Here is a 15,337-nt window from a genome sequence, read left to right as displayed (position 1 = left end):
TTGTCCCAGTCTTTTTAAAAATAAAGGAGAAAAATATGGCTTCAAAAATGCTACATACTTGCTTGCGAGTAGAAAATCTTGAAAAATCAATCGCATTTTATCAAGATGCTTTTGGATTTAAAGAATTGCGTCGCAGAGATTTTCCAGACCATGCCTTCACGATTGTCTATCTAGGTCTTGAGGGTGATGACTATGAGTTGGAGTTGACTTATAACTACGATCATGGTCCTTATGTGGTTGGAGATGGATTTGCCCATATCGCCCTAAGTACACCTGATCTTGAGGCGCTTCATCAAGAGCACAGTGCCAAAGGTTATGAAGTTACTGAGCCAAATGGCCTACCAGGAACTGCACCTAACTATTACTTTGTCAAAGACCCTGATGGATACAAGGTCGAAGTCATTCGTGAAAAATAATCTCGTGAAGTCAAGTAGAATGTTCGTTTTCTACTTGACTTTTTTTAGCTGAAAGAGTATACTAATAAAAATTTAACCTTTAAGGGGAGTCCAGAGAGACTCACAAGGTGTCAGATAAAAGAATAGTACAATTTTCTAGAGGAGACTTTTTGAGTGTGCTCTCTTGTCTTGTACGATTTTAACTGAGGCCTTGCAATCGCAAGGTCTTTTATTTATCTGGTCCCCTTAAAATTTAAGGAGGAAAAGTCATGAATCCCACATGTAAGAAACGTTTGGGTGCCATTCGTTTGGAAACCATGAAGGTGGTTGCACAAGAGGAAATCGCACCAGCAATCTTTGAATTAGTCCTAGAAGGGGAAATGGTTGAAGCCATGCGAGCAGGCCAATTTCTTCATCTGCGTGTGCCTGATGATGCCCATCTTTTGCGTCGCCCTATTTCGATTTCGTCTATTGACAAGGTTAATAAGCAGTGTCATCTCATTTATCGGATTGAGGGAGCTGGGACAGCTATTTTCTCAATCTTAAGTCAGGGAGATACTCTTGATGTGATGGGGCCTCAGGGAAATGGTTTTGACTTGTCTGACCTTGATGAGCAGAGTCAGGTTCTTCTCGTTGGTGGTGGGATTGGTGTTCCACCCTTGCTTGAGGTGGCCAAGGAATTGCATGGACGTGGAGTGAAAGTAGTGACAGTCCTTGGTTTTGCCAACAAGGATGCTGTTATTTTAGAGACGGAATTGGCTCAGTATGGGCAGGTCTTTGTAACGACAGATGATGGTTCTTATGGCATTAAGGGGAATGTTTCTGTTGTCATCAATGATTTAGATAGTCAGTTTGATGCTGTTTACTCATGTGGGGCGCCTGGAATGATGAAGTATATCAATCAAACCTTTTATGACCACCCAAGAGCCTATCTATCTCTGGAATCCCGTATGGCCTGTGGGATGGGGGCTTGCTATGCCTGTGTCCTAAAAGTCCCAGATAGTGAAACCGTCAGCCAACGCGTCTGTGAAGATGGCCCTGTTTTCCGCACAGGAACAGTTGTATTATAAGGAGAAAATCATGACTACAAATCGTTTACAAGTTTCTCTACCTGGTTTGGATTTGAAAAATCCCATTATTCCAGCATCAGGCTGTTTTGGTTTTGGCCAAGAGTATGCCAAGTACTATGATTTAGATCTTTTAGGTTCTATTATGATTAAGGCGACAACGCTTGAACCACGTTTTGGCAATCCTACTCCAAGGGTGGCAGAGACGCCTGCTGGTATGCTCAATGCAATCGGTTTGCAAAATCCTGGTTTGGAAGTTGTTTTGGCTGAAAAGCTACCTTGGTTGGAAAGAGAATATCCAAATCTTCCTATTATCGCCAATGTAGCTGGTTTTTCAAAACAAGAGTATGCTGCTGTTTCTCATGGTATTTCTAAGGCAGCTAATGTGAAGGCTATTGAGCTCAATATTTCTTGTCCCAACGTAGATCACTGTAATCATGGACTCTTGATTGGTCAAGATCCAGATTTAGCTTATGATGTGGTGAAAGCAGCTGTGGAAGCCTCTGATGTACCAGTTTATGTCAAACTAACTCCTAGTGTGACCGATATCGTCACTGTTGCAAAAGCTGCAGAAGATGCGGGAGCAAGTGGCTTGACTATGATTAATACTCTGGTTGGAATGCGTTTTGACCTCAAAACCAGAAAACCAATCTTGGCCAATGGAACAGGTGGGATGTCTGGTCCAGCAGTTTTTCCAGTAGCCCTCAAACTCATCCGTCAAGTAGCCCAAACAACAGACCTGCCTATCATTGGAATGGGGGGAGTGGATTCGGCAGAAGCTGCCTTAGAAATGTATCTGGCTGGAGCCTCTGCCATCGGAGTTGGAACAGCCAACTTTACCAATCCATATGCCTGTCCTGATATCATTGAAAATCTGCCAAAAGTCATGGACAAATACGGCATTAGCAGTTTGGAAGATATACGCAAGGAAGTAAAAGAGTCTCTGAGGTAAACTGTAATCAATCTGTTCTTGATTTTTTATTAGCTTGTAATATGGATTATAGAGAATTTTGATATAATGAAATGGATAAGAACAGAGGAAGAAAGATAATGAAGAAATTGAGATTTATTTTTTTAGCCCTGCTATTTTTCTTAGCCAGACCAGAGAGTGCAATGGCTAGCGATGGTACTTGGCAAGGAAAACAATATCTGAAAGCAGGTGGCAGTCAAGCAGCCAATGAGTGGATTTTTGATGCTCATTATCAATCTTGATTTTATATAAAAGCAGATGCTAACTATGCTGAAAATGAATGGTTGAAACAAGGTGACGACTATTTTTACCTCAAATCTGGTGGCTATATGGCCAAGTCAGAATGGGTAGAAGACAAGGGAGCCTTTTATTATCTTGACCAAAATGGAAAGATGAAAAGAAATGCTTGGGTAGGTGCTTCCTATGTTGGTGCAACAGGTGCCAAGGTAATAGAAGACTGGGTCTATGATTCTCAATACGATGCTTGGTTTTATATCAAAGCAGATGGACAGCACGCAGAGAAAGAATGGCTCCAAATCAAGGGGAAGGACTATTATTTTAAATCTGGTGGTTATTTACTAACAAGTCAGTGGATTGAGCAGACTTATGTGAATGCTAGTGGTGCCAAAGTACAGCAAGGTTGGCTATATGACAAACAATACCAATCTTGGTTTTATATCAAAAAAAATGGAAATCATGCTGATAAAGAATGGATTTTCGAAAATGGTCACTATTATTATCTAAAATCTGGTGGCTATATGGCAGCAAATGAATGGATTTGGGATAAAGAGTCATGGTTTTACTTCAAGTCTGATGGTAAAATAGCTGAGAAAGAATGGTTATACGATTCTAAAAGTCAAGCCTGGTACTACTTCAAATCTGGTGGCTACATGGCGAAAAATGAGACAGTAGATGGTTATCAGCTTGGAAGTGATGGTAAATGGCTTGGAGAAAAAACTACAAATGAAAATGCAGATTACTATCAAGTAGTGCCTGTCACAGCCAATGTTTATAATGCAGATGGTGAAAAGCTTTCCTATATATCGCAAGCTAGTGTCGTCTGGCTAGACAAGGATAGAAAAAGTGATGATAAGCGCCTGGCTATTACTGTTTCTGGTTTGTCAGGCTATATGAAAACAGAAGATTTACAAGCACTAGATGCTAGCAAGGATTTTATCCCTTATTATGAAAGTGATGGCCACCGTTTTTATCACTATGTGGCTCAGAATGCTAGTATCCCAGTAGCTTCCCATCTTTCTGATATGGAAGTAGGCAAGAAATATTATTCGGCAGATGGCCTGCATTTTGATCGTTTTAAGCTTGAAAATCCCTTCCTTTTCAAAGATTTGACAGAGGCTACAAACTATAGTGCTGAAGACTTGGATAAGGTATTTAGTCTGTTAAATATTAACAATAGTCTCTTGGAGAATAAGGGCGCTACCTTTAAGGAAGCTGAAGAACATTACCATATCAATGCCCTCTATCTCCTTGCTCATAGTGCCTTAGAAAGTGACTGGGGACGTAGCAATATTGCCAAAGATAAGAATAATTTCTTTGGAATTACAGCCTATGATACGACCCCGTACCTTTCTGCCAAGACATTTGATGATGTGGATAAGGGAATTTTAGGTGCAACCAAGTGGATTAAGGAAAATTACATCGATAGGGGCAGAACTTTCCTTGGCAATAAGGCTTCTGGTATGAATGTAGAATATGCCTCAGATCCTTATTGGGGCGAAAAAATTGCTAGTGTAATGATGAAAATTAATGAAAAACTAGGTGGCAAAGATTAGTCCTAATACTTGGATATGATTTGAGTATAATACTCAATGAAAATCAAAGAGCAAACTAGGAAACTAGCCGCAGGTTGCTCAAAACACTGTTTTGAGGTTGTAGATAAGACTGACGAAGTCAGTCACATATATACGGCAAGGTGACGTTGACACGGTTTGAAGAGATTTTCGAAGAGTATAAGCTAAAAATCCTGATTTCAAGTCGAATCAGGATTTTTTCATGGATGCGATTTTTTCTGGGTCTGGTGTGACGCGGAGGGTCTTTTGTCCTGTGTAAGTGACAAAGCCGGGTTTGCCACCAGTTGGTTTGTTGAGTTTCTTGACTTCAATCATATCTACCTGCACCAGATTCGACAGGCGCCCTTGAGAGAAGTAGGCGGCCAGTTCTGCTGCGTCTGTCTTGACTTCATCAGATGGGTCAAGATTTCCTGAGATGACAACATGGCTTCCAGGAATGTCCTTGGCATGGAACCAAAGTTCCTCCTTGCGGGCCATTTTAAAGGTCAATTCCTCATTTTGCAGGTTATTGCGTCCGACATAGATGATGGTCTTGCCATCGCTTGCTAGATATTGTTCTGGTTTTTTGCGCTTCTGGATTTTCTCCCGTTGTCTTCTGCGGATAAAACCTGTTTGAATCAATTCTTCACGGATTTCAGCGATTTCTTCCAGTCCAGCTTGGTTGAGGACGGTTTCCACACTTTCTAGATAGAGAATGGTTGCCTTGGTTTCCTCAATCAGATCAGTCAAGTATTTGACAGCTTCTTTGAGTTTCTGATACCGTTTAAAATAGCGTTGGGCATTCTGGTTGGGAGTCAAGGCCTTATCAAGCGCAATTGTGATAGGTTGGTTAGTATAGTAGTTGTCTAGGATAACCTGGTCTTGGTCATTAGGCACTTGGTGGAGGAAGGTTGTCAGCAATTCTCCTTTTTGACGAAATTCTTCAGCGTTGTCTGTCGCCAGTAACTCTTTTTCTTGCTTTTTAAGCTTATGACGATTTTTTTGAAGTTCATTTTCCACACGGCGAATGAGTTCACTGGCTTGCTGTTTGACACGGTCGCGTTCAGCCTTGTCCTTATAGTAGGTGTCCAGCAAATCAGAAAGACTGGTAAAAGGCTCTCCCACTTGATTTTCAAAAGGAACTGGACTGAAGGAAGTCTCTGTCAAACATGGCTTGGTTTCTTGACTGAAAAAGTTACGGAAAGTAGACAGTTTATCACTAACCAGAATGTTTTCCAATTCATTTGCTGTATCGCGTCCCAGACCTTGAAAGAGGCTTTGAAGATGTTTAGCTGTCGTTTCCTGTGTTTGCAGGATTTCAAAGAGTTTCTCGTCCTTGACTGTGAAAGGATTGAGAGATTCCGTGCTTGGCGGAGCGATATAGGTTGATCCAGGAAGCAAGGTGCGGTAGCTATTTTGTGAAAAGCCGACGTGTTTAATAACTTCGAGGATTTTATGACTGCTTTTATCGACTAGTAGAATATTACTGTGTTTACCCATGATTTCGATAATCAAGGTAGCCTGGATATGGTCTCCAATCTCGTTTTTATTGGAAACGGTGATTTCCACAATGCGGTCATTTTCCACTTGCTCAATCGACTCAATCAGGGCACCCTGCAAATATTTTCTCAGCACCATGATAAAGGTGGAAGGTTGAGCTGGGTTTTCAAAAGTTGTTTGGGTCAGCTGAATGCGTCCAAAAACTGGATGGGCAGAAAGGAGCAGGCGATGGCTTTGGCGATTGCTGCGGATTTGCAAGACCAACTCTTGTTCAAAAGGTTGATTGATTTTCTGGATGCGACCGTTCACTAACTCTCTTCGCAATTCCTCAACCATGTGGTGTAAAAAAAATCCGTCAAATGACATCGTTCTCTCCTTGTGATTGTATTCCATAGTATTATATCAAAAAGGTAGAATAAAATCATGGAAATGTGGTATAATAAAGCCAAGTAAAGAGAAACGAGAAGCACATGTATATTGAAATGGTAGATGAAACTGGTCAAGTTTCACAAGAAATCTTGCAACAAACCCAAGAAATTTTGGAATTTGCAGCCCAAAAATTAGGCAAAGAAGACAAGGAGATGGCAGTCACTTTTGTGACCAATGAACGTAGTCATGAACTTAATCTGGAGTACCGTGACACAGACCGTCCGACAGATGTTATCAGCCTTGAATATAAGCCAGAGTTGGAAATTGCCTTTGACGAAGAGGATTTACTTGAAAATCCAGAATTGACAGAGATGATGTCTGAGTTTGATGCCTATATTGGGGAATTGTTCATCTCTATCGATAAGGCTCATGAGCAGGCCGAGGAATACGGTCACAGCTTTGAGCGTGAGATGGGTTTCTTGGCAGTACACGGCTTTTTACATATCAACGGCTATGATCACTACACTCCAGAAGAAGAAGCGGAGATGTTCGGTTTACAAGAAGAAATTTTGACAGCCTATGGACTCACAAGACAATAAACGAAAATGGAAAAATCGTGACCTGATATCCAGTTTAGAATTTGCCATCACAGGTATTTTTACTGCTATCAAGGAAGAACGCAATATGCGAAAACATGCAGTGACGGCTCTCGTGGTCATCCTTGCAGGTTTTATTTTTCAGGTGTCACGAATCGAATGGCTCTTTCTCCTATTGAGCATTTTCTTGGTAGTAGCATTTGAGATTATCAACTCTGCTATCGAAAATGTGGTGGATTTAGCCAGTCACTATCACTTTTCCATGCTGGCTAAAAATGCCAAAGATATGGCGGCTGGCGCGGTATTAGTGGTCTCTCTTTTCGCAGCCTTAACAGGCGCATTGATTTTTCTCCCACGAATCTGGGATTTATTATTTTAAACAGTAAGAGGAAATTATGACTTTTAAATCAGGCTTTGTAGCCATTTTAGGACGACCTAATGTTGGGAAGTCAACTTTTTTAAATCACGTTATGGGGCAAAAGATTGCCATCATGAGTGACAAGGCGCAGACGACGCGCAACAAAATCATGGGGATTTACACGACCGATAAGGAGCAAATTGTCTTTATCGACACGCCAGGGATTCACAAGCCTAAAACAGCTCTTGGAGATTTCATGGTTGAGTCTGCCTACAGCACCCTTCGTGAAGTGGACACCGTTCTTTTTATGGTGCCTGCTGATGAAGCGCGTGGTAAGGGGGATGACATGATTATCGAGCGTCTCAAGGCTGCCAAGGTTCCTGTGATTTTGGTGGTGAATAAAATCGATAAGGTCCATCCAGACCAGCTCTTGTCTCAGATTGATGATTTCCGTAATCAGATGGACTTCAAGGAAATTGTTCCTATCTCAGCCCTTCAGGGCAATAACGTGTCTCGTCTAGTGGATATTTTGAGTGAAAATCTGGATGAAGGATTCCAGTATTTCCCGTCTGATCAAATCACAGACCATCCAGAACGTTTCTTGGTTTCAGAAATGGTTCGCGAGAAAGTCTTGCACCTAACTCGTGAAGAGATTCCTCACTCAGTTGCTGTAGTGGTTGACTCTATGAAACGAGATGAAGAGACAGATAAGGTCCACATCCGTGCAACCATCATGGTCGAGCGAGATAGTCAGAAAGGAATTATCATCGGTAAAGGTGGTGCTATGCTTAAGAAAATTGGTAGTATGGCCCGTCGTGATATTGAACTCATGCTAGGAGACAAGGTCTTCCTAGAAACCTGGGTCAAGGTCAAGAAAAACTGGCGTGATAAAAAGCTAGATTTAGCTGACTTTGGCTATAATGAAAAAGAATACTAAGTAGAGGTGGGCACATGCCTGCTTCTTGTTTTTACAGAAGGAGGACTTATGCCTGAATTACCTGAGGTTGAAACCGTTCGACGTGGCTTGGAAAAATTGATTTTGGGAAAGAAGATTTCGAGTGTAGAAATTCGCTATCCCAAGATGATTAAGACAGATTTGGAAGAGTTTCAAAGGGAATTGCCTAGTCAGATTATCGAGTCAATGGGACGTCGTGGTAAATATTTGCTTTTTTATCTGACAGACAAGGTCTTGATTTCGCATCTGCGGATGGAGGGCAAGTATTTTTACTATCCAGACCAAGTACCTGAACGCAAGCATGCCCATGTTTTCTTTCAGTTTGAGGACGGTGGAACGCTTGTTTATGAGGATGTACGCAAGTTTGGAACCATGGAACTCTTGTCTCCTGACCTTTTGGACACCTATTTTATTTCTAAAAAAATAGGTCCTGAACCAAGCGAGCAAGACTTTGATGTGCAGGTCTTTCAAGCTGCCCTAGCTAAGTCCAAAAAGCCTATCAAATCCCATCTCCTAGACCAGACCTTGGTAGCTGGACTAGGCAATATCTATGTGGATGAGGTTCTCTGGCGAGCTCAGGTTCATCCAGCTAGACCATCCCAGACTTTGACAGCAGAAGAAGCGACTGCCATTCATGACCAGACCATTGCTGTTTTGGGACAGGCTGTTGAAAAAGGCGGTTCCACCATTCGGACTTATACCAATGCCTTTGGGGAAGATGGAACCATGCAGGATTTTCATCAAGTCTATGACAAGGCTGGTCAAGAATGTGTACGCTGTGGCACCATCATTGAGAAAATCCAATTAGGCGGACGAGGCACCCATTTTTGTTCTCAGTGCCAAAGGAGGAATTGATGGGAAAAATCATTGGAATCACTGGGGGAATTGCCTCTGGTAAGTCAACTGTGACAAATTTTCTAAGAAAACAAGGCTTTCAAGTGGTGGATGCTGACGCAGTCGTCCACCAACTACAGAAACCTAATGGTCATCTATTTGAGGCTCTAGTCCAGCATTTTGCTCAAAAAATCATCCTTGAAAACGGAGAACTTAATCGCCCTCTCCTAGCTAGGCTCATCTTTTCAAATCCTGAAGAACGAGAATGGTCTAAGCGAATCCAAGGAGAGATTATCCGTGAGGAACTAGCTACATTAAGAGACCAATTGGCTCAGACAGAAACTATCTTCTTCATGGATATTCCTTTGCTTTTTGAGCAGGACTACAGCGCTTGGTTTGATGAGACTTGGTTGGTCTATGTGGACCGAGATGTCCAAGTAGAACGCTTAATAAAAAGGGATCAGCTATCCCAGAATGAAGCTGAGTCTCGTCTGGCAGCCCAGTGGCCTTTAGAAAAAAAGAAAGATTTGGCCAGCCATGTTTTAAACAACAATGGAAATCAGGACCAGCTTCTTACTCAGGTGTTCTCCCTGCTTGAGGGAGGTAAGCAAGATGACAGAGATTAACTGGAAGGATAATCTGCGCATTGCCTGGTTTGGTAATTTTCTGACAGGAGCCAGTATTTCTTTGGTAGTTCCCTTTATGCCCATCTTTGTGGAAAATCTAGGTGTAGGGAGTGAGCAAGTCGCTTTTTATGCAGGTTTAGCTATTTCTGTCTCTGCCATTTCTGCAGCACTTTTCTCTCCTATCTGGGGCATTCTTGCTGATAAATACGGCCGAAAACCCATGATGATTCGTGCTGGTATGGCCATGACTATTACTATGGGAGGCTTGGCTTTTGTCCCAAATATTTATTGGTTAATCTTTCTTCGTTTATTAAACGGGGTATTTGCAGGATTTGTTCCTAATGCAACGGCCTTGATAGCCAGTCAGGTTCCTAAGGAGAAATCAGGCTCTGCCTTAGGCACTTTGTCTACAGGCGTAGTTGCAGGTACTCTAACTGGTCCTTTTATTGGTGGCTTTATCGCAGAATTATTTGGCATTCGTATGGTTTTCTTACTGGTTGGTAGTTTTCTGTTTTTAGCTGCTGTTTTGACTATTTGCTTTATTAAGGAGGATTTTCAACCAGTAGCCAAGGAAAAGTCCATTCCAACAAAGGAATTGTTTACCTCGGTTAAATATCCCTATCTCTTGATCAACCTGTTTCTGACCAGTTTTGTCATCCAATTTTCAGCCCAATCGATTGGCCCTATCTTAGCTCTTTATGTGCGTGATTTAGGGCAGACAGAGAATCTTCTTTTTGTCTCTGGTTTGATTGTGTCCAGTATGGGCTTTTCCAGCATGATGAGTGCAGGAGTCATGGGCAAGCTAGGTGACAAGGTGGGCAATCATCGTCTCTTGGTTGTAGCCCAGTTTTATTCAGTTATCATCTATCTTCTCTGTGCCAATGCTTCAAGCCCCCTCCAACTAGGACTTTATCGTTTCCTCTTTGGATTGGGGACAGGTGCCTTGATTCCTGGAGTTAATGCTCTTCTCAGTAAGATGACTCCAAAATCAGGTATTTCAAGAGTATTTGCCTTCAATCAGGTATTCTTTTATCTGGGGGGTGTCGTTGGGCCTATGGCAGGTTCTGCAGTAGCAGGACAATTTGGCTACCATGCTGTCTTTTATGCGACAAGCCTTTGTGTTGCCTTTAGTTGTCTCTTTAACCTGCTTCAATTTCGAACATTATTAAAAGTAAAGGAAATCTAGTGCGAGTAAAAATTAATCTCAAATGCTCCTCTTGTGGCAGTATCAATTACCTAACCAGTAAAAATTCAAAAACCCATCCAGACAAGATTGAGGTTTTAAAGTATTGTCCCAAGGAAAGAAAAGTAACCCTACATCTTGAATCTAAGTAGATTTTATGGTAAAATAATAGGGATTTTAAGGAGTTTGATATGTATAACCTATTATTAACCATTTTATTAGTATTATCTGTTGTGATTGTGATTGCGATTTTCATGCAACCAACCAAAAACCAATCCAGCAATGTATTTGATGCCAGCTCAGGTGATTTGTTTGAACGCAGTAAAGCACGCGGTTTTGAAGCTGTAATGCAGCGTTTGACAGGGATTTTAGTCTTTTTCTGGCTAGCCATTGCCTTAGCATTGACGGTATTATCAAGTAGATAAGAAAATAATGGGCAGGACTAGGTCTTTGCCTCTTTTTATTTTTATACTCTTCAAAAATCTCTTCAAACCACGTCAGCTTCCATCTGCAACCTCAAAATAGTATTTTGAGCTGACTTCGTCAGTTCTATCCACAACCTCAAAATGGTGTTTTGAGCAACCTGTGGCTAGCTTTCTAGTTTGCTCTTTGATTTTTATTGAGTATTAAAGGATGTTTGAGAAGATTTTACAGTAAAAGAAAATTAAAAAATCTAGAAAGAAAATATGAAAGATAGAATAAAAGAATATTTGCAAGATAAGGGAAAGGTGACGGTCAATGACTTGGCTCAGGCTTTGGGAAAAGACGGGTCCAAGGATTTTCGTGAGTTGATTAAAACCTTATCCCTAATGGAAAGAAAGCACCAGATTCGCTTTGAGGAAGGTGGTAGTCTGACCTTGGAAGTCAAGAAAAAACATGAGATTACTCTCAAGGGGATTTTTCATGCCCATAAAAATGGCTTTGGTTTTGTTAGCCTAGAAGGCGAGGAGGACGACCTTTTTGTAGGAAAAAACGATGTCAACTATGCTATTGATGGCGATACCGTTGAGGTGGTCATCAAAAAAGTTGCTGATCGTAACAAGGGAACAGCAGCCGAAGCTAAAATTATTGATATCCTAGAACACAGTTTGACAACTGTTGTCGGTCAAATCGTTCTAGATCAGGAAAAGCCCAAGTATGCTGGATACATCCGTTCGAAAAACCAGAAAATCAGCCAACCAATTTATGTTAAGAAACCAGCTCTTAAACTAGAAGGAACAGAAGTTCTCAAGGTCTTTATCGACAAATACCCAAGCAAGAAACATGATTTCTTTGTTGCTAGTGTCCTTGATGTGGTGGGACACTCGACGGATGTTGGGATTGATGTCCTTGAGGTTTTGGAGTCTATGGACATTGTATCCGAGTTTCCAGAAGCTGTTGTCAAGGAAGCAGAAAGTGTGCCTGATTTTCCATCTCAAAAGGATATGGAAGGTCGTCTGGATTTGAGAGATGAAATTACCTTTACCATTGACGGTGCGGATGCCAAGGACTTGGACGATGCAGTGCATATCAAGGCTCTGAAAAATGGCAATCTGGAGCTTGGGGTTCACATCGCAGATGTTTCCTATTATGTGACCGAGGGTTCTGCCCTTGACAAGGAAGCCCTTAACCGTGCGACTTCTGTTTACGTGACAGACCGTGTGGTTCCAATGCTTCCAGAACGACTGTCTAATGGAATTTGCTCCCTCAATCCTCAAGTTGACCGCCTGACCCAGTCTGCCATTATGGAGATTGATAAAGATGGTCGTGTGGTCAACTATACCATTACACAAACAGTTATCAAGACCAGTTTTCGTATGACCTATAGCGATGTCAATGATATCCTAGCTGGCGACGAGGAAAAGAGACAAGAATATCAGAAAATTGTTCCAAGTATTGAACTTATGGCTAAGCTCCATGAAACTCTGGAAAACATGCGTGTGAAACGTGGAGCCCTCAATTTCGATACCAACGAAGCGAAGATTTTAGTGGATAAGCAAGGTAAGCCTGTTGATATCGTTCTTCGCCAGCGTGGTGTTGCCGAGCGTATGATTGAGTCCTTCATGTTGATGGCCAATGAAACAGTTGCTGAGCATTTTAGCAAGCTGGATTTGCCTTTTATTTATCGTATCCATGAGGAGCCTAAGGCTGAAAAGGTTCAGAAGTTTATTGATTATGCTTCAAGCTTTGGCTTGCGCATTTATGGGACTGCCAGTGAGATTAGCCAAGAGGCACTTCAAGACATCATGCGTACTGTTGAGGGAGAACCTTATGCGGATGTATTGTCCATGATGCTTCTCCGTTCCATGCAACAGGCCCGCTATTCGGAGCACAATCACGGCCATTATGGATTAGCGGCTGACTATTATACTCACTTTACTAGTCCGATTCGTCGTTATCCAGACCTTCTTGTTCACCGTATGATTCGTGATTACGGCTCCTCTAAGGAAATAGCAGAGCATTTTGAGCAAGTGATTCCAGAGATTGCGACCCAGTCTTCCAACCGTGAGCGTCGTGCCATTGAGGCTGAGCGTGAAGTCGAAGCCATGAAAAAGGCTGAGTATATGGAAGAATACGTGGGTGAAGAGTACGATGCAGTTGTATCAAGTATTGTCAAATTTGGTCTCTTTGTTGAATTGCCAAACACAGTTGAGGGCTTGATTCATATCACCAATTTACCCGAATTTTATCATTTCAATGAGCGTGATTTGACCCTTCGTGGGGAGAAATCGGGTACAACCTTCCGTGTAGGACAGCAGATTCTCATTCGGGTTGAAAGAGCTGATAAGATGACGGGTGAAATTGACTTCTCTTATATTCCAAGTGAATTTGATGTGATTGAAAAAGGCTTGAAACAGTCTAATCGCAGTGACAGAGGGCGTGGTTCCAGTCGTCGTTCAGATAAGAAGGAAGACAAGAGAAAATCAGGACGCTCAAATGATAAGCGCAAGCATTCTCAGAAAGATAAGAAGAAAAAAGGAAAGAAACCTTTTTATAAGGAAGTAGCTAAGAAAGGAGCCAAGCATGGCAAAGGGCGAGGGAAAGGTCGTCGCACAAAATAAAAAGGCGCGCCACGACTATACAATCGTAGATACGCTAGAGGTAGGAATGGTCCTGACTGGAACTGAAATCAAGAGCGTACGAGCTGCTCGAATCAATCTCAAGGACGGCTTTGCCCAAGTAAAAAATGGGGAGGTCTGGTTGAGCAACGTTCATATTGCACCTTACGAAGAGGGCAATATCTGGAATCAGGAACCAGAACGCCGTCGTAAACTCTTGCTCCATAAGAAACAAATCCAAAAGTTGGAACAAGAGACCAAAGGGACAGGAATGACACTGGTTCCTCTAAAAGTCTATATCAAAGATGGCTATGCCAAGCTTCTTTTAGGACTTGCCAAAGGGAAGCATGACTACGACAAACGGGAGTCTATCAAACGTCGTGAGCAAAATCGCGACATTGCGCGCGTGATGAAAGCTGTTAATCAGCGATAAAAAGAGGAAATGGAAATGGAAAAATTAGTTGCCTATAAACGTATGCCCTTGTGGACTAAAGAAACCATGCCAGAGGCTGTTCAGCAGAAACACAATACCAAGGTTGGGACTTGGGGCAAGATTACTGTTTTAAAAGGAACTCTCAAGTTTATTGAATTGACAGAGGATGGTGAGGTTCTAGCTGAACATCTCTTTGAAGCAGGAGCAGACAATCCCATGGCGCAACCTCAAGCTTGGCACCGAGTAGAGGCTGCCACAGATGATGTGGAATGGTACTTGGAATTTTATTGTAGACCTGAGGACTATTTCCCTAAGAAATACAATACCAATCCTGTTCATTCAGAGGTCCTAGAGGCTATGCAGACAGTAAAACCAGGGAAAGCCTTAGATTTGGGCTGTGGGCAGGGTCGTAATGCACTCTTTCTAGCCCAGCAAGGTTTTGATGTGACAGCTGTGGATCAAAATGAACTGGCCCTTGAAATCTTGCAAAGCATTGTGGAGCAGGAAGATTTGGAAATGCCTCTTGGTCTTTACGATATCAATTCAGCCAGCATTGGGCAAGAGTATGATTTTATGGTTTCAACAGTTGTTCTCATGTTTCTGCAAGCAGACCGCATTCCTGAAATTATCCAAAATATGCAGGAGCACACCACGGTCGGTGGTTATAATCTTATCGTCTGTGCCATGGACACGGAGGATTATCCTTGCTCAGTGAACTTCCCATTCACCTTTAAAGAAGGGGAATTGGCTGAATACTACAAGGATTGGGAATTGGTTAAGTACAATGAAAATCCGGGTCATCTTCACCGTCGCGATGAGAATGGCAATCGTATTCAATTACGCTTTGCGACCATGCTAGCTAAGAAAATCAAGTAAATATGTTATGAAGAGTCTGGGACAAAAAGATCTTGATTTTAGGAATTATTTATTATAAATTTTTAAAATCGATAGATTAGATAAAAAGCGAATAAGACCGAATACTGAATGTCAGATAACTCCTTTTGTTCGCTTTTTATATTTAAGGTTATACTTTTGTCCCAGACTCTTTTAAAAATGCCAAATGTTATAAAAACGTAATATTTCTGACTATATAATTTTTATTTCAAGAATCGCTATAATTATAGAATAAAAGCAGTCTTATGCGTATATATATATATATATATATACGCATAAAAATTATAATAGATTAGAAAATATAAAAAGGTGGCTATTGAATTATTAGA

15 protein-coding genes and 1 pseudogene are annotated in these 15,337 nt (G+C 41.6%); 15 read left to right on the top strand and 1 reads right to left on the bottom strand.

Features of this window, described 5'->3' with window-relative positions; translation table 11 throughout:
* Positions 1-35: 35 nt before the first annotated feature.
* From SK629_RS06405 to SK629_RS06390, 4 genes and pseudogenes are all read left to right on the top strand, one after another.
* Positions 36-416, top strand: coding sequence for a VOC family protein (locus tag SK629_RS06405; RefSeq protein WP_000157153.1), 381 nt, complete (start codon positions 36-38; stop codon positions 414-416).
* Between the two features lie 248 nt (positions 417-664).
* Positions 665-1,465, top strand: coding sequence for a dihydroorotate dehydrogenase electron transfer subunit (locus SK629_RS06400; protein ID WP_042901097.1), 801 nt, complete (start codon positions 665-667; stop codon positions 1,463-1,465).
* Positions 1,428-2,414: a dihydroorotate dehydrogenase gene (locus tag SK629_RS06395; RefSeq protein ID WP_200872340.1), complete on the top strand. Its 987-nt coding sequence runs from the start codon at positions 1,428-1,430 to the stop codon at positions 2,412-2,414. The genes SK629_RS06400 and SK629_RS06395 overlap by 38 nt, the downstream gene beginning before the upstream one ends.
* A 98-nt stretch (positions 2,415-2,512) precedes the next feature.
* Positions 2,513-4,225, top strand: a pseudogene (locus SK629_RS06390) (glucosaminidase domain-containing protein).
* 207 nt (positions 4,226-4,432) lie between these two features.
* Here the strand turns inward: SK629_RS06390 and pavA are convergent.
* The gene (pavA, locus tag SK629_RS06385; protein ID WP_042901094.1) at positions 4,433-6,088 is read right to left on the bottom strand and encodes an Rqc2 family fibronectin-binding protein PavA; all 1,656 of its coding nucleotides are present in this window, start codon (positions 6,086-6,088) and stop codon (positions 4,433-4,435) included.
* A 104-nt stretch (positions 6,089-6,192) separates the two neighbouring features.
* On the opposite strand from pavA, the gene ybeY reads away from it, so the two are divergent.
* From ybeY to tehB, 11 genes are all read left to right on the top strand, one after another.
* Complete coding sequence (ybeY, locus tag SK629_RS06380; RefSeq protein WP_042901093.1) at positions 6,193-6,690, top strand: rRNA maturation RNase YbeY; 498 nt, start codon at positions 6,193-6,195, stop codon at positions 6,688-6,690.
* The gene (locus SK629_RS06375; protein WP_042901091.1) at positions 6,671-7,066 is read left to right on the top strand and encodes a diacylglycerol kinase family protein; all 396 of its coding nucleotides are present in this window, start codon (positions 6,671-6,673) and stop codon (positions 7,064-7,066) included. The genes ybeY and SK629_RS06375 overlap by 20 nt, the downstream gene beginning before the upstream one ends.
* Positions 7,067-7,082: 16 nt before the next feature.
* The gene (gene era, locus SK629_RS06370; RefSeq protein ID WP_000143264.1) at positions 7,083-7,982 is read left to right on the top strand and encodes a GTPase Era; all 900 of its coding nucleotides are present in this window, start codon (positions 7,083-7,085) and stop codon (positions 7,980-7,982) included.
* Positions 7,983-8,030: 48 nt separating this feature from the next.
* Positions 8,031-8,855 carry a DNA-formamidopyrimidine glycosylase gene (gene mutM, locus SK629_RS06365; RefSeq protein ID WP_042901090.1) on the top strand — a complete coding sequence of 275 codons (825 nt, stop codon included), beginning with the start codon at positions 8,031-8,033 and terminating at the stop codon, positions 8,853-8,855.
* Positions 8,855-9,460 (top strand): dephospho-CoA kinase, encoded by a 606-nt coding sequence (gene coaE, locus SK629_RS06360; protein WP_042901089.1) that lies wholly within the window; start codon positions 8,855-8,857, stop codon positions 9,458-9,460. Before mutM ends, coaE begins: the two co-directional genes overlap by 1 nt.
* Positions 9,447-10,646, top strand: coding sequence for a multidrug efflux MFS transporter (locus tag SK629_RS06355; protein WP_042901088.1), 1,200 nt, complete (start codon positions 9,447-9,449; stop codon positions 10,644-10,646). The genes coaE and SK629_RS06355 overlap by 14 nt, the downstream gene beginning before the upstream one ends.
* A complete protein-coding gene (rpmG, locus tag SK629_RS06350) occupies positions 10,646-10,795 on the top strand; it encodes a 50S ribosomal protein L33 (RefSeq protein ID WP_001809104.1) in 150 nt (49 codons plus the stop codon). Before SK629_RS06355 ends, rpmG begins: the two co-directional genes overlap by 1 nt.
* A 39-nt stretch (positions 10,796-10,834) precedes the next feature.
* Positions 10,835-11,068, top strand: a complete 234-nt coding sequence (gene secG / locus SK629_RS06345; RefSeq protein ID WP_000282517.1) for a preprotein translocase subunit SecG — start codon at positions 10,835-10,837, stop codon at positions 11,066-11,068.
* Between the two features lie 261 nt (positions 11,069-11,329).
* Positions 11,330-13,684 (top strand): ribonuclease R, encoded by a 2,355-nt coding sequence (gene rnr, locus SK629_RS06340; RefSeq protein ID WP_042901086.1) that lies wholly within the window; start codon positions 11,330-11,332, stop codon positions 13,682-13,684.
* A complete protein-coding gene (gene smpB / locus SK629_RS06335; protein ID WP_042901085.1) occupies positions 13,647-14,114 on the top strand; it encodes an SsrA-binding protein SmpB in 468 nt (155 codons plus the stop codon). Before rnr ends, smpB begins: the two co-directional genes overlap by 38 nt.
* Positions 14,115-14,129: 15 nt before the next feature.
* Complete coding sequence (tehB, locus tag SK629_RS06330; RefSeq protein ID WP_042901083.1) at positions 14,130-14,990, top strand: SAM-dependent methyltransferase TehB; 861 nt, start codon at positions 14,130-14,132, stop codon at positions 14,988-14,990.
* Positions 14,991-15,337: the final 347 nt, after the last annotated feature.

Source organism: Streptococcus mitis (genome assembly GCF_000722695.1).
GTDB lineage: Bacteria > Bacillota > Bacilli > Lactobacillales > Streptococcaceae > Streptococcus > Streptococcus mitis_O.
The sequence above is the reverse complement of the archived record's forward strand: the minus strand, read 5'-3'. Positions and strand labels throughout refer to the sequence as shown.

What these genes read in the sequence shown, in the direction of transcription:
- smpB (WP_042901085.1), top strand. Translation starts at nt 13,647, where the DNA reads ATGGCAAAGGGCGAGGGAAAGGTCGTCGCACAAAATAAAAAGGCGCGC.
- SK629_RS06405 (WP_000157153.1), top strand. Translation starts at nt 36, where the DNA reads ATGGCTTCAAAAATGCTACATACTTGCTTGCGAGTAGAAAATCTTGAA.
- SK629_RS06395 (WP_200872340.1), top strand. Translation starts at nt 1,428, where the DNA reads ATGGCCCTGTTTTCCGCACAGGAACAGTTGTATTATAAGGAGAAAATC.
- mutM (WP_042901090.1), top strand. Translation starts at nt 8,031, where the DNA reads ATGCCTGAATTACCTGAGGTTGAAACCGTTCGACGTGGCTTGGAAAAA.
- pavA (WP_042901094.1), bottom strand. Translation starts at nt 6,088, where the DNA reads ATGTCATTTGACGGATTTTTTTTACACCACATGGTTGAGGAATTGCGA.
- secG (WP_000282517.1), top strand. Translation starts at nt 10,835, where the DNA reads ATGTATAACCTATTATTAACCATTTTATTAGTATTATCTGTTGTGATT.
- SK629_RS06355 (WP_042901088.1), top strand. Translation starts at nt 9,447, where the DNA reads ATGACAGAGATTAACTGGAAGGATAATCTGCGCATTGCCTGGTTTGGT.
- era (WP_000143264.1), top strand. Translation starts at nt 7,083, where the DNA reads ATGACTTTTAAATCAGGCTTTGTAGCCATTTTAGGACGACCTAATGTT.
- coaE (WP_042901089.1), top strand. Translation starts at nt 8,855, where the DNA reads ATGGGAAAAATCATTGGAATCACTGGGGGAATTGCCTCTGGTAAGTCA.
- ybeY (WP_042901093.1), top strand. Translation starts at nt 6,193, where the DNA reads ATGTATATTGAAATGGTAGATGAAACTGGTCAAGTTTCACAAGAAATC.
- SK629_RS06400 (WP_042901097.1), top strand. Translation starts at nt 665, where the DNA reads ATGAATCCCACATGTAAGAAACGTTTGGGTGCCATTCGTTTGGAAACC.
- SK629_RS06375 (WP_042901091.1), top strand. Translation starts at nt 6,671, where the DNA reads ATGGACTCACAAGACAATAAACGAAAATGGAAAAATCGTGACCTGATA.
- rnr (WP_042901086.1), top strand. Translation starts at nt 11,330, where the DNA reads ATGAAAGATAGAATAAAAGAATATTTGCAAGATAAGGGAAAGGTGACG.
- tehB (WP_042901083.1), top strand. Translation starts at nt 14,130, where the DNA reads ATGGAAAAATTAGTTGCCTATAAACGTATGCCCTTGTGGACTAAAGAA.